13 protein-coding genes are annotated in these 14,300 nt (G+C 43.5%); 3 read left to right on the top strand and 10 right to left on the bottom strand.

Annotated features, from left to right (window positions below; translation table 11 throughout):
- Positions 1–172: 172 nt before the first annotated feature.
- The 5 genes from JO375_RS09050 to JO375_RS09030 form a co-directional block, all read right to left on the bottom strand.
- Entirely contained in the window at positions 173–1,492 is a 1,320-nt protein-coding gene (locus JO375_RS09050; RefSeq protein ID WP_229524156.1) for an aromatic amino acid transport family protein, read from the bottom strand.
- 262 nt (positions 1,493–1,754) lie between these two features.
- Entirely contained in the window at positions 1,755–2,648 is an 894-nt protein-coding gene (sdaAA, locus tag JO375_RS09045; protein ID WP_229524155.1) for an L-serine ammonia-lyase, iron-sulfur-dependent, subunit alpha, read from the bottom strand.
- A gap of 21 nt (positions 2,649–2,669) precedes the next feature.
- Positions 2,670–3,368, bottom strand: a complete 699-nt coding sequence (sdaAB, locus tag JO375_RS09040; protein WP_229524154.1) for an L-serine ammonia-lyase, iron-sulfur-dependent subunit beta — start codon at positions 3,366–3,368, stop codon at positions 2,670–2,672.
- A 343-nt stretch (positions 3,369–3,711) separates the two neighbouring features.
- Positions 3,712–4,386, bottom strand: a complete 675-nt coding sequence (locus tag JO375_RS09035; protein ID WP_229524153.1) for a helix-turn-helix transcriptional regulator — start codon at positions 4,384–4,386, stop codon at positions 3,712–3,714.
- A gap of 563 nt (positions 4,387–4,949) precedes the next feature.
- A complete protein-coding gene (locus tag JO375_RS09030) occupies positions 4,950–5,087 on the bottom strand; it encodes a hypothetical protein (RefSeq protein ID WP_229524152.1) in 138 nt (45 codons plus the stop codon).
- Between the two features lie 67 nt (positions 5,088–5,154).
- Between JO375_RS09030 and JO375_RS09025 the strand changes: the two genes are divergently transcribed.
- A complete protein-coding gene (locus tag JO375_RS09025) occupies positions 5,155–5,391 on the top strand; it encodes a DDE-type integrase/transposase/recombinase (protein ID WP_229524151.1) in 237 nt (78 codons plus the stop codon).
- 381 nt (positions 5,392–5,772) lie between these two features.
- On the opposite strand, the gene JO375_RS09020 is transcribed toward JO375_RS09025, so the two are convergent.
- Positions 5,773–6,150, bottom strand: a complete 378-nt coding sequence (locus tag JO375_RS09020) for a hypothetical protein (protein ID WP_229524150.1) — start codon at positions 6,148–6,150, stop codon at positions 5,773–5,775.
- Between the two features lie 677 nt (positions 6,151–6,827).
- On the opposite strand from JO375_RS09020, the gene JO375_RS09015 reads away from it, so the two are divergent.
- Positions 6,828–7,064 carry an aspartyl-phosphate phosphatase Spo0E family protein gene (locus tag JO375_RS09015; protein ID WP_229524149.1) on the top strand — a complete coding sequence of 79 codons (237 nt, stop codon included), beginning with the start codon at positions 6,828–6,830 and terminating at the stop codon, positions 7,062–7,064.
- A 438-nt stretch (positions 7,065–7,502) separates the two neighbouring features.
- Here JO375_RS09015 and JO375_RS09010 read toward each other — a convergent pair whose 3' ends face one another.
- Positions 7,503–8,069 (bottom strand): hypothetical protein, encoded by a 567-nt coding sequence (locus tag JO375_RS09010; protein WP_229524148.1) that lies wholly within the window; start codon positions 8,067–8,069, stop codon positions 7,503–7,505.
- Between the two features lie 13 nt (positions 8,070–8,082).
- Complete coding sequence (locus tag JO375_RS09005; protein WP_229524147.1) at positions 8,083–9,591, bottom strand: DUF4153 domain-containing protein; 1,509 nt, start codon at positions 9,589–9,591, stop codon at positions 8,083–8,085.
- A gap of 148 nt (positions 9,592–9,739) precedes the next feature.
- On the opposite strand from JO375_RS09005, the gene JO375_RS09000 reads away from it, so the two are divergent.
- Positions 9,740–11,482, top strand: a complete 1,743-nt coding sequence (locus JO375_RS09000; RefSeq protein WP_229524146.1) for an ABC transporter substrate-binding protein — start codon at positions 9,740–9,742, stop codon at positions 11,480–11,482.
- Positions 11,483–11,693: 211 nt separating this feature from the next.
- On the opposite strand, the gene JO375_RS08995 is transcribed toward JO375_RS09000, so the two are convergent.
- Positions 11,694–13,094: a helix-turn-helix domain-containing protein gene (locus JO375_RS08995; RefSeq protein WP_229524145.1), complete on the bottom strand. Its 1,401-nt coding sequence runs from the start codon at positions 13,092–13,094 to the stop codon at positions 11,694–11,696.
- Positions 13,095–13,299: 205 nt separating this feature from the next.
- A complete protein-coding gene (locus JO375_RS08990; RefSeq protein ID WP_455430490.1) occupies positions 13,300–14,259 on the bottom strand; it encodes a helix-turn-helix transcriptional regulator in 960 nt (319 codons plus the stop codon).
- Positions 14,260–14,300: the final 41 nt, after the last annotated feature.

The following is a 14,300-nucleotide window of genomic DNA, read 5'->3' as shown; positions in this document are numbered from 1 at the left end:
AATTTCTCTTTACAATTATGCCCTTTGAGCAAAACATTAGTCGATAACATAATTATGAACAAAAAAGGACAAACTCTCCAAGGTGAGAAGTTTGTCCAAAAAAGATATATCTAGGAATCTTTCGTTCTTTTTCATAACTCGCTATTTTTACACTAGAACCAACGATAGTGAATTAGAATAATGACATAATACTTGCTAGGACAGTAAGTAAACCTATAACAATGACAAATACATTGCTTATTTTCCCTCTGTATTTAGCTAGTACTGGTACTTTACGGATCGCATACATTGGTAATAGACATAAGATAGCAGCAACTAACGGACCGCTAAGGGAATCAATGATTCCAAGAATACTTGGATTTGCATAAGCAACATACCAGCATGATAATACGACAAAAGCAAGGATCATTGTCTTAACTGTTTTTTCTTCTACATTTTTTCCGCGTGTTTTACTGAACTTGATAATCACGTCACGCATTACCTCATATGCTCCTATATAATGGCCAAGGAAGGACTTTGTTATGGCCATAAAAGCAATGATAGGAGCTGCAATAGTGATTAGAGGCGAATTAAGCCGATTAGCAAGATATGATAGAATTGACAAGTTCTGTTCTTTTGCCATTATAAGATCATTTGGAGTCAAACTCATGACACTGCTCCAAACAAAGAACATAACAACAGCGAATGTCATGATATAACAAACTTTTTGTATTTGAGCACATTTGGCATCAGAAGCTAATGTTCCATAGGTAGCTCTCTGTTTCGTAACAAATGACGAAATAATAGGAGAATGATTAAACGAGAATACGATGATTGGTAGTATCATCAATATCGTTCCAAAATATCCCGATCCTGTTGAAGCAGTAGAAACACTTGAAAAACTAAGCATTGACGTATTCCACTGTGGAATCAAAGATATTGCGATAAAAAGTAGAGAAACTATAAAAGGATATACTAGCATGCTCATTATTTTTACAGTAATATCTTGACCAAAATTCAGTATAGCTATAAGACCGAGTACTAATACAAGCGATAAAATGGCCCTTGGAGGCTCCGCCATGTGTAATTGATGCACGATAAAACTATTTGCCGTATTTGTAAGTGCAACTGAATACATCAGCACAATAGTATAAATTGAGCAGAAATATACTATGTTAAAAATTATACTTGCCTTATTTCCGAAATACTCCCTTATTGTACCTGTAATCCCATCATTTCCAGCATTGGAGGCGTTTATCATTTTAGCAAGCGCCCTATGTGAAAAATACATTACAGGAAATGCAAGTATAGTAATTAACAGTAATGACAATAAACCACCTGAACCTGCATTAATAGGTAAAAAGAGTACTCCTGCTCCAATTGCTGTTCCAAAAAGGCTCAATGCCCAGGTAGTATCCTGTTTATGCCACTTTTTAGGGTCTGGATATTTCCCATTTTTTACTTCAGTATTTTCAGGTTGAAATTCTACTTTTTTTGCAGCATTCCCATTCATATAATAATTCCTCCTTGTATCCTGTTCTTACGTCTCTTGCTAAGGCATAGGAATATAGATCATTCTTGAAAAATGAATTGCTTACAAGGTGCGCCACATCATGTGTCCTTCTTCTAAGTTGATCAAAATCGGAAAACTTGCTAGCCACCAACCTGATGGATTTGTTAGCGTTCACAAAACATTTTAATTGTATAGTAGTATATTTTTAATAGGAGAACAATAGAGAATAGAATTGTTAGCTATTTCGTAATGTTTCCAATAACTATTTATTGTTTACTTGGATTTCTCCAAAAATTTTACTTTTAATGGTAATCCCTGTAGGTGTAGCCGCAATTCCGCCTAAACCTGTCTCTCTTAATTCGCGAGGCATCTGTCTTCCAACTCTATACATCGCTTCAATAACTTCGTCCGCATTGATGATATTGTTTACGCCGGCTAATGCAATGTCCGCTGCTACTAAAGCATTTGCCGTCCCAATAGCGTTTCTCTTTACACAAGGGATTTCTACCAAACCAGCGACCGGATCACAAACTAAACCGAGTAAATTTTGTAATGCGGTTGAGAAAGCTTCAGAAGATTGCTGTGGCGTTCCCCCGGCAGCTTCTACCGCTGCTGCAGCCGCCATTGCTGAGGCACTGCCTACTTCAGCTTGACATCCGCCGTACGCTCCTGAAATACAAGCATTATTTGCGACTATCATTCCAAATAAAGCTGAAGTGAATAGGAAATGGACCATATCTTCATGGCTTAACTGCAACGTATCTTTAATACTAAATAAGACTCCCGGGATCGTCCCACTCGCACCTGCTGTTGGAGTTGCACAAATAGCCCCTAATGAAGCATTTACTTCATTAACACCGATAGCACTTTGAACCCCTAACACCATCAAATCTCCAGAAAGAGTTTTTCCTCTTTCTCGATATTTTTTTATTTTAACAGCATCACCTCCGCTTAAACCGGTCGGAGAAAATACCCCGTCGCCCTCGGTACTTTTATTTATGGAATTTTCCATAGTTGCTAAATTTCTTTCCATTTTACTCCAAATTTCTTCATAAGAAGTTCTAGTTTGTTCGATTTCCTGTTCGATTGCCAATTCATAAATTGGTTTTTGCCTTTTATTAGCTGCATCTACAATTTCTTTTATGGTCATATACATATTTTTTCACTCCCTAATGTACTAAAGGACAATGATATTAGCTACGCTGCTTAAACTTCCCAATTCCTTCTGAACATCACCGGGCAATAGCGAATCCAAAGCGAATGCATATAAATATTTTCCGTTTTCTTCTAAAATATGATAGTTGTTAATTTCTACATCATATTGTTTAAAGATCCTGCGTAAAGCAAGTTCAAAGTCAGTTCTTTCGGAAATCGCAATAATAACTGGCAAAGGCCCCTGCAGATCTAAGCTAAATCCGTCAATTTCAACATGTTTGACTTCAATTAATCCGCCGCCGACCGATATACCCATCGTTCTAATACTTCGACTTTCATTCTCTAAATATACATCTGCCGTATTAGGATGACAAGCAGGACTATCACCTGCTTTTTCAATAAAGGTAATGTCAATGCCTTTAGATTCTGCTATTTTAATAGCATCTGGCACTTTGCTGTCATCGGCAGCAAATCCTAATATCCCAGCTATAATTGCAAAATCAGTTCCGTGCCCTTTATGGGTTTCAGCAAATGACTCATAATATTCTACAACGACTCTTTGCGGAATTCCTTGGAATAATTTACTAGCAACTGTTCCGATAGCTAAGGCACCTGCAGTATGTGAACTTGAAGGACCTATCATTACCGGCCCAATCACATCAAAACAACTTTTATATTTAACAACCTTTTTTTCTTTAATTGATGTTACATTCATGTTCATATAAGCATCCCCATAATCTATTATTTGTCAACTTTCCGTAAAGAAGTCATCGGAAATGCTGGTTGAATTACTTAAAGAAGCGATCCAAACCGGAGTCAAAGCTTCTTACGTTTTTTTGATAGCTGGTTTAGCTTTCCAGTAACCATCTTAAATGTTCTGGATCCCGCCGCAGCATGCCCATTCCGGCACAAGCGGTACCCATCATCAGGGAATATACGGGTGAAACGCCCACGGCCAACGTAACGAGGGCGCGGCAGCAACGCCGTTCTGGATCGTTTGCATGAGCAACTTCCTCCCTAAACGATTGACCGGTGTATACGCTTTCTTGTATTTGATTAGAAAATTACTCTTCCCCTTGATTGTTGTTATAATTTCTTAAATGCAAGTAGACCGTGTGCTTTGAGATCTTAAGCGCATTGGAAACGATAGCCACCGAATCGCGCATTTGAAAGACGCCGCGTTCTAAGAGCAGCCTGATAATTTCTTTATTCCGATTATGATGCGGGATCTCTTGGGAAGCGTCGACCTCATAAATCGTCGTTTCTATGGTGTTCTTCAACAGATCTTCAACAGAGTTAGCGAAATTCTCCTTCACATTGTTTTCAGGGGATAGGAGATGGTTCGGCGTAAACATGTTAAGAAAGTTTGACAGGGAACCGTCAAGATTCATATTGATGCACAACAAGGCGATAATTTTATTATCTTTCCCCCGAATAGCGATGGTGCTGGACTTCATTAGCTGGCCGTTCTTGCCACGGGTGAAGTAGCTTTTAGATTGTTTAGCTCCTGAATTCTCAAGCTCCTTAAGCATACGCAAGGCCAAGTCGGTAATAGGAGCGCCTACCTTTCTTCCGGAGTGGTGACCGTTGGCGATTACGACAGCAGACTGATTATAATCGTGCAAGCTGTGCAGAACGACTTCGCATTCCGGTCCTAAGTAGTCCGCAATACCATAAACCAGAGCTTCATAAGACTTTATAATCAGGTGATCCTCGTCTGTAAAAGATAAGTATGACATCGTATAAGGATTACCTCCCTCCTTGGATGATAACCTGGAAGTTGAGTCAATCAAATTTAGTTAATTCAATCAACTTGTCGTAATTGTATACAAAAAAATTGATTCCTGCAAGAGGCTTCACAACAATGTCACTATCTTTTTATCTTTCCTGCAAAAAACCTTGGGAGCCCAAACTTATAAATCCTTAAATGTCAAAAAAAGCAATACATACAGCTATGCCGTGTGTCCTGTTTTCAGCCGCTTGGTGCGGCTGTTGTTGTATGGATCTTTGTTTAAAGTACACCCCTTAGAGTGGGCATTGGAAAACGATGGATGAGAAAATATCTCTAACAAGGCGAGTTCGGACTACTCGATCAACATGGACGCCGGGAAGAGTATATCGCCCCAAATAGGTGCATCCAAAAGTTGAACCGAGAAAATGGACTTGCTAAAAAAGGGTTTGAAAATCTGGATGCGGGAGGAACGGGAGAACGCTTCAAATTCATTGAACAAGCGGCTAGGACAGGGGGAGTAAAGAAGCTGTGACTCTATTTGGTATCTCCAGAATTGGATACTATGCGTATTTAAAGCGAAAAGGGAACGACGATGATGCCGAGGCCAAACACCTCATCTGTAGAGTACATCGACGTTTCGATGGGAAGTACGGTTATCGCCAGCTCCAGTTGTCCTTGTTGCAGGATGAAGGCGTGTGAATGAACCATAAGGAGATATTGCGTCTTATGGAAAAGCTAAGCTTTAAGCCAGCATTCGTCGGAAACGTCGAATAAAATGACGTACCGGGCAGCAGAACGTGTAGCAGCCAACCTGCTTGAGCGGAAGCTCATAGCTGAGGAACCAAACCAGAAATGGCTCACAGATGTCACCCAGTACCGAGTGAGTGAGCGCTGGCTATATCTTTCAGCGGTGAAAGATTTGTTCAATAACGAGATCGTGGCCTACCAGCTCACCGAACGTAACGACAACGAGCTGATTTTGCAAACATTCAGCAAAGCGTTTGCCAAGTAAAAGACATGACCGGGCTGATCGTTCACCGCGACCAAGGATTCCAGTACACGTCTCACGCTTACCACGACATGCTGCCAAAGGTTGGTGCCCAAATCAGATGTCTCGTCGGGGCAATTGTCTAGACAACGCATCCGTGGAGAGCTTCTTCTCGCATCTCAAAACGGAAGGGCTCCGCCCTTATTAAAAAAACTGACGGCGGTAGAGTATCAACAAATTACTTATAGTGTTAGAAGCTGAATTCTGTGTTATTGTAGGTAGATTGGCTTCTTCACTTTTAAAACACTGAATCACATATATGGTTATAAAAGTAAAAACGAGTGCAAAAAAAAGTATACTCGCTATTCTTTTACTTAAGAATTTCAATATTCCACCCTCACTTAGTTATTTTTTATAAATCACTTTACCTTGATCATCTCGTATAACTAGTTCTGTTGGTTTAAAACGAGTATCAGAACTATCACTTATGAAGATGTATGCCATTTCCTTAACATTCATTTTTCTTGTCTGTGTACGCTGATCGGGAAAGGTAATAGATATAGTTTTGCCACGTATAAGAATGTCCCCACTGTTAATAAAAAGAGCCAGATACGGAGAACCACTTGTACGTCCAATGGTTTGCACTACCTGCCCCCTATCTTCCTGAATCTCTAATTCTCTTACGAAATTCTCTTGGCCATTTACTATAGTTAACATTCCAACTCCGATACGCTTATGGTCTTTGTAAGCTATTAGAGAAAATGGCTTGTCTACACTATTCACTATTTTGTAGATTAGTAGTTCAAATGTTTCTTTGCCTACAACTTTCTTGATTGTATCCTCATTAGTGACGGTGTATTTATCTCTTGTAAAGTAATTTGAAACTATAACAATGATTGTTTATACCCATTCATTTACTTTTCTATATGCTTGATATGACAAGTATTCTGTAATATTTAAATCTATTACACACACCAAGATTTGAATAATATTAAATGTCTTCAAAATATTCGCGAAAAACTTTATGAAAGAATAATCTTTTTGATCGTTGGCTTAATCAATCGAAATAACCTACTGACTCAAACACTAACTTAGCTGGACACAGTATTATCTCCTTTAAGAGACAAAAAACTCATGTTTGCATGGGAAATGGGTAAATTTGGAGGGATACTTTTTATGTCTAAAAAAGGACAAGGCTTTCAAACATTTGGCTTTTGCGCCAAGAAGTTCAGAAACGGAACGAAGAGGAGCCATGACTTCACCGGGTTCCACTCGCTCTTAAATATATAAACTGTACAATTCTCCAAAGTCACTATCTTCATATGCTTCCAAACACTTTTTAAGATGTACTATACGTTGCTTTGAATAGGAGATTCTTTAAAGCTGCATTTTGCACTTTCACTTTTCCCATAAATACACATGACACCCTAAAATAAGTATCATCTAAGGAGGGATGTATGATGGGAAGTGGAAAAACTATACAGCAACGGTTAGAGAAGAATCGAAAGCGGCTCTATGATTTGCACGCAAAATACGGACTAGGTCATAACTATGTACTCCGGCAATCTATGGTTTTGGACGAGCTGATTAATCAATATAATCGGATATATTATGCCAAATTAAAAAAGCCGATTGCCAGCTTTATCATTTATTTTTCAGTTCATTCATACAGAGGTTACATATCCAAGCATTTTTAAAGTATGTAAGATACTCAAGCTTACCACATAAAGCACAGATCTTCCCCGTGTACTTTCGCATGATCAAACCACTCTCCGTCGCCCAAAACTCCATGGTTGTATGCTTGCCAATCCCTAGACGCTTCCTTATATCTACGGGGATGACTATCCGACCTAAGCTATCTAAGTCTCTGACCATTCCTACGCGATCCAAGAAAAAACCTCCTTATTCCAAAAATATAAGCAGACCAAAAATAAGCATAAATGCTTGAAATAAGGAATTATTTATCATGACATGGCTCGAATTGGAAAAAACTACGTTCGATATAAGGAAACATAAAGCGCCTTGCCGGAAAAGAAAGTCCCAGCAAAGCGCACAAATTTACTCGAAGCTTATAGTTCTCTTGTTAACTAATGCTCACCGATCTGCATCATTCACGAATGTATTATTATATAGCCTCACTCTCCACTCCGCCCGTTCAGCCACTTGAACCAGTGGAGCAGGTGACTAAATCGGTATTCATGCTGCGAAGCATATGTCCATACCTCCGGCTCTCCATCAGGCTCCTTCCAGATGAGCATGGAGAAGTGGCCCTCCTCCTCGCTCGTAACCGACAGCAGCGAAAGACGATCATCCCCGAATCGGTAAGGAGCCGATTCTATCCAGTAATTTCGCATATCGCTGATCCAGCCGCGAAACTGTTCTGTACCGGCAATCCGCCGGACTTCATCAGGCAGGAGCAGATGCTCGCCGATGTCCTTCCAATCCCCCGCATACCGGTACCTCGCTGCCAGCAGTGGACTGAGTGGCCGGGTTTTACCGGGAGCTAACGTAGGCATGCAGGCGACGGGAACGACCGGACCGATGTTCTGGATAGCATAGGAGCCGGCCTCCTCCTCACTCATTCCGCAGGACATAGCCTCCGTAATAAACTCGTTCCGTCGTATACCAAACTGATGCCGATACTGTGACATTTCATGGTGCAGCTCTGATACCATACCCTGTACTGCATCTGTTCCAATCATCCCCAGGCACCTCTCATTTCAAAATATAGTCTTGCAGCTCCTGCTGCGCTCGATACGTAGCCCAGTTGAACGCAGGCCACGCCTTTTCTTCCCTTGTCAGGCTCCTTAGGCGCCCCTGTAGAAGCTCATCCATCGCTCCATGTTCCTTGCGGCTAAATTCAATCAGTAACGGAATGGCGTCCGCTGATAATCCACTCAAGTATTCCTTATCTATTACGCTTGTAGTGCGATAACGTTCGAGATTATTTTCGGCAATCCGTACGTCAACCCCTACATAGTTCACAACGACATAAGCCACCAGCACCAGCACCATATAATATTTCGCCAGCGGAAGCTGACGAATATGAATGCGTACTGCTGCAATGAGCAGCAGCAAGCCCAGAAAAATCATAAATGCGTGCACCAGATAACGTGTGTACGTATATCCGTATGCCTCTTCATACATAACCAGCCGGGTATATCCTGAATAGAGCATCACACCCGAGCAGCCAACAAGTACATACAGCAGGCCGCTGTTCATTTTTTGCAATATGCCGGAGCCGGCTTCAGTCCACTTCAACACACTGATCATCAGCACAAAATTAATGCCCGTGACCATGACCAGCTCACCGAATCCCCTTCTCGCATACTCTGCGTACGAGATTCCTTCAGGCAAAGCGCCTTGCCATGCGCCAAACAAATACCCGAACTGCAGCACCACAAACACAACATATACCAGATTCATGACGATCAGCACTGTCGCTGTAATGACCGGATCAAACTTGATCGCTATCGGCTCATAATAAGGGTTCCTCGGCTGAACCTCCTGCTCTGTATCACGCGGTGCAGGGTGTACGAATCCCCACAAATAACAGAAGAAGCAGAAGGTAAAAAAGCAGATCCACATTAGCCGCAGCGTACCGCTCCCAAAGGACCATGTGCCGATCCATGCAGGTATGCCTGATAATAGCGCCTCAAACATCCCGTCAGCCGAAGCCAGCAAAGACACAATGATGAACAGCAACGGCAAGGCGATGAGCAAACCGATTGCCACTTTGCCCAATACACGCTTGCGCTCATCCTGTACATTGGGAAAGGCTGCCCTTTTGAACATCCGAAACGGGGTCACGATATGGCGCATATTGTGATAAAACCAATGGCTTAACGCCTGGCCGATCATACCGGGCTCCGACCAATCATGCTTTTTCTCCCCAAACAGCAGCACCATATGTACGCTAATCAGAGCAGGGATAGCCAGTGCATTTAACACATATAGAATCGGATTATTGAACAGCACATACGTCAATGCCAGCATGATAATGATGACAAATAGCAAGCGGCCTATCCACGAACTAGGCGGAGTGCGATCTCGATTAAAGGCATACATATAGGCGTAAAACACAATGACAAAAATAGGCATAGACACGCCCAGCCCATGTCCGAAAAACAGATACTGATGAACCAGCGCCAACACAATCGCGGCAATAAAAGCGGCCCAAAACGACGTTTTTGGCAGAGACGTTCTACTCATCTTGTCATGCATAGTAAATACCTCCACAAATATGCTTTATAACCCTTATTGTAGATGATAAAATAAGAAGATAAAGAGAAATTAATCGGCACGAAATTTCCTATTTTATATAAAGGCTGCGCTTGGACCATCATGAATATAAGAAACGGAGCTACTAAAAATGAAACTTCATGCTCAATTTTTGCAGCTCCACTCCCATACGGCTGACCTTAAAGACGAGAATCATACCGTAGAGACTACGCTTGATGAACTGGCGGCTATTTTGGACTGTACTCACCGCAATGCCTTGATGATCGTTCAGAAAATGGAACAGCATGACTGGATTGAATGGACGCCCCGCCGGGGACGGGGTCGCCGCTCCAGCCTGCGCTTCCTCATTCAGCCAGAGGGCATTGCCGTGCAATCTATGATGCAGGCCATTGACCGCCATGACATTAAGCGTGCGCTGGACGAAATCCGGGCCCATTCACGCTCCTCCACGATGCAGGAGCATTTGCAGGGCTGGCTGCTGAATTACTTCGGGCATCACGCGGAAGTGCGCAGCGATCAGCACCAGATCGACACGCTGCGTCTCCCCATTCGCCAGCAACTCTACACGCTGGACCCGTTGTACCTGAACTGGCTTGCCGAGTCCTTCGTATCCAGCCACGTCTTCGATGGGCTGGCCCGGCGTGCGAACGAAAGCGGCGAGATTTTGCCGGGGCTGGCACACGCCTGGGAGGTGGACGCTACGCGGACGAAGTGGACCTTTTTCCTGCGCAAGGAAGTGCTGTTTCATAACGGCAAAATATTGACTGCCGAGGACGTCGTCTATACCTTTGAACGGTTGCGTCGCGCACCCGGAAGAAGACTGTACCATTTTATCGTCCGGCAAATCCGGCACGTGCAGGCGCTAAGTCCAACAATGGTAAGCTTTGAGCTGAAGGAGCCGAATGAGCTGTTTCTGTCCTTCCTGTGTACCAGCCGGGCCGCGATTGTGCCTCGTGAGCTGAATCAGGCAGGGGAGGCCGCCTTTGGCATCCGCCCTGTCGGTACAGGAGCGTTCAAGGTTACAGAAATGAATGAAAGCCTCTGTATACTGGAGGCTTTTGCACCTTATTTTCAAGGCAGAGCCCATCTGGATCGGGTGGAGATTGTACAGCTTCCGTGGGCTACGAAGCTGGAATCGTCAGATACAGAAGATACCGCATCTTCTTTTCATATTATCCACAACCCCATATCGGAGGGAGGTACGGACGCCGCATGGAGCCAAATTCACTCGGCGGCTTCGGTATGCAAATTTATTACATGCAACACTCACAAGGATGGGCCGCTGCGCAATCCGGACGTGCGCGCCCGAATCGCAGCATGTCTGGAGCAGCGCAGTCTTCCTCCGGAAGAGGTGGAGGTGCCTGACGATTCAATCGAGCACCTGACGGCATTACAAATTGCCACCATTCCTGAATATAGAGCAGATGCGGAGCGGGTCGCGGCTCAGCTCGAATCCTGGGGATATCCCTGCAATATTGTGGCCGCAGCTATGAATGAGTTCAAAAGCTCGTCGATCCGTATGGAATCGGATCTGATCATTTTTTCTCTGTTTCGCGACCGCGATGAACAATTGCGCCTGTACGATCTGTATCTGAATGTATCCGGGCATGTTGAGCCGCATAGCCGTGTTGATATCGAAAGACTGCTACGCGAAATTGCACGCGAAGCTGATCATACAGTCAGGGCACGTCTATTTGAACATATCGAGGCACAGCTCATTCAGGAGCACCAGTTGCATATTTTATATGAAAAACCTGTTCAGACCGCCTACCTCCCTTCTGTACGCGGTGTATCTTTTAACAGCCAGGGCTGGGTGGATCTCCGTCATGTATGGTTTCCACCTGCCTTATCTTCATCACCCAATCTTTCATAGACATGCAGTCCATTCGAGTGTAATGGGATAAACCAAAAAAGGTATCCTCTTTTTTACAAGAGAATACCTTTTGGGTTACCATCGATCCAGACCTTTTTAAGCTGATGTATCAAGGGATGAAAACGACCATCCCCCCATTCCATGACTGCGAGCGTTGCTGGCATCTTCTACTCGGGGGCAAATAAATGAAAAATTTAATATGACAAAAACATTAAATACGAGCAAGGAAAAAATGATCTTTTTTATCATGAATGTACTCTACCTCTCTAAGTAATTTTTTATATTCCGCTTTGTCTTCAGAAGAAGCAGCATGCCGATACTTTTCGAATAATCCTACACATCTGATTGTGACAGGATTACCATTCAGTACAACCGAATAGGAAAGGCTCTCCAGCAAGAATTTCATACCTTTGCTATAACGATCTTTGTTCAGGTCATAACAAGCTATCTCTGCCAAAAATCGTGCATAGAGATCTGCTGACATTTGTTCCGTATAGGTGCCTACCTTGACATGCTGATCTGCAAATGCTTCAATTTGTTTTTCAAAACGCTGCAGCACTTGATCTACATTAAAATCATAACGATTGGCCGCTACCATAATTTTGTGCAGCCCTACCAGAATTTCACCTTTGTTTTTTGCCAAATAATCTACATACTGAGGAATGACGTCCAGGCTGCCGGACATCAATTGATATAGATACCCGTTGCCCTCAGCCCAGTTCCTACACTGCTCCTTCAAATGGCGTGCTTCCTCCGTATCTTCTTGCACCCAGCTCAGATCAGAGTATAAGGATACATATTCCAGCGCCTTTTGATAATCCCCTCGCTCATCCCACACCCCGGCGTGCAGCACATAAGAGTATACAATGTACATAAACAAGGGACCCTTCGGTTCCTTGCCGCGCTCTGATCTTTTGGTATTTCCGTATTTTTGCTCGTATTGTACCTTGGCTTTTTCCCTCATTTTTTCAGCTAAACATTCTACTTTATCCCAACGACGCAAGGAGGCATAGGCATTGGCCAAGTCTCTTAAGGCATCCAGTTGGTCAGCTTCACCCAGTCGGTCCACAAAGCTTTCAAAGTGGGTGGCCGCCCATAAATTTTCATCCTGATCATCACCGACAGCAATCGTAAATAACCGATACTGACAAAGCGCCAAACGCTCGGAATGCTGATATTTCTCGCTTTCCGAGACATTTCTGTAGATAATGGCCGCAGCCTCAAACTTGCCCTCTCTGAATAATTCTTCTGCTGTCTCAAATAAAGTCGGAGCGTAAATGAGATAATCCATCATAAACTCCAAGACCTGCTTAATACAATCCAGCTTATTCAGCTCAGCACAGCGATACAAAAATGGACGGACCCGGCGCCAATTCGGTGCTGTATTCCGTATAAACTCATCAATGTATAGCTCATAGAGGCTCCCTTCCTCAAGCCCCATTCCTGCTTCGATTCGGTCCAATAGCAGCATCGCAATTGGCCGATTACCGTTAATAATGGCACTGATCGTTCCTGCATTAATACCCGTGTTCTCTCCAAACTTGCTAATCGTAATTCCTTCTCGTCGGATATACTGTTCCAGCTCTGCGCGAATTGTGGTTGTTTCCTTCAAAGTTCAGGCACCCCCAGGGATTACTTGCATGTTTCCAATACAAAAAAGAAAATTACCGTGAATATTCCCTTAATTATACAAAGGAAATCCCATTTCGCCAACTGCCTGAGTGAATTAATTTCAAGAATTTCAATAATTCACCGAATTACGTTACTATAAGGAGACGAACCGAACGGCTGCACCCATCAGTCTGGTTTTTTGGGGCTTATGCATATATCTTCTGGAGCCGATTGACTTGTTCCTTTACGAACTGCCGAAGTGCTGCAGGCTCCATAATTTCACCCCGTCCAATCCAATCCATAGCATCACGGCAGGCCGCCTCATAGCTGTACATATTGACCGTCAGATACAAATGGCTCTCCTCCTGCACGGACTGAACCATTTCCAGTCTTTTCGCTATAACTCCAGCCTGTGTCTTATTCGTTCGGATCACTACGGGATAGTATTCATTCTCTGTACATAGCCGCTTAAACCTTTGCTTTATCCAGTGCTGCTCCAGCGAGAAATCCGCAGGCACCTCAAAGCATTCCGCAGATGGCTGGGCCTCTATGATGCGTTCACACTTGAAGGTCCGAATCTCCTGTCCGGCCTCACAGAAGGCAATGAGATACCAATCTGCCTTTTTAACCACCAATCCATAGGGATGTACACGGCGGGAGGAATAGGACCCGTCCGCTTTCCGGTATTGAATGGTTATTTTATAGGACCCCCACACCGCAGCTCTCACGGCCTCCAAACAGGGAATGGCCACCCGTTCTGTCCACCAGGGCGTATCATCAAAATAAAACCGCGATTTGGCTTTTCGAATATCTGATTGGTAAGGAGCCGGCATCGTCTGTTCCAGCTTGAGCAGCGCATTCTTTAATTTTAAACCCGATTCTGTGGGCCCGCCCGTATAAATGTCTATGCCTGTTAAATAAAGCTGAAGCACATCTGCGCCATTCAACTGTTTCAGGCTGGCCGTATACCCCTCCATCAGGTAAATTCCGCCCTTCGGGCCGGATGCGGTAACTATCGGAACCCCCGCCTCGACCAAAAGATCGATATCCCTGTAAATCGAGCGCACTGAAGTTTCAAGCGCCAACGCCAATTCCTTGGCTTTCATTCTCCCTCTGGATTCGATACATAATAAAATCGCGATTAAACGATGCAGTCTCACAATCATACCTCCACAATAGATGGTTAACCCGAATTGAAAAGTTGATG

The organism is Paenibacillus farraposensis, assembly GCF_020736845.1.
Taxonomy (GTDB): Bacteria; Bacillota; Bacilli; order Paenibacillales; family Paenibacillaceae; genus Paenibacillus; species Paenibacillus farraposensis.
This window is presented reverse-complemented; position numbering and strand designations above follow the sequence as displayed.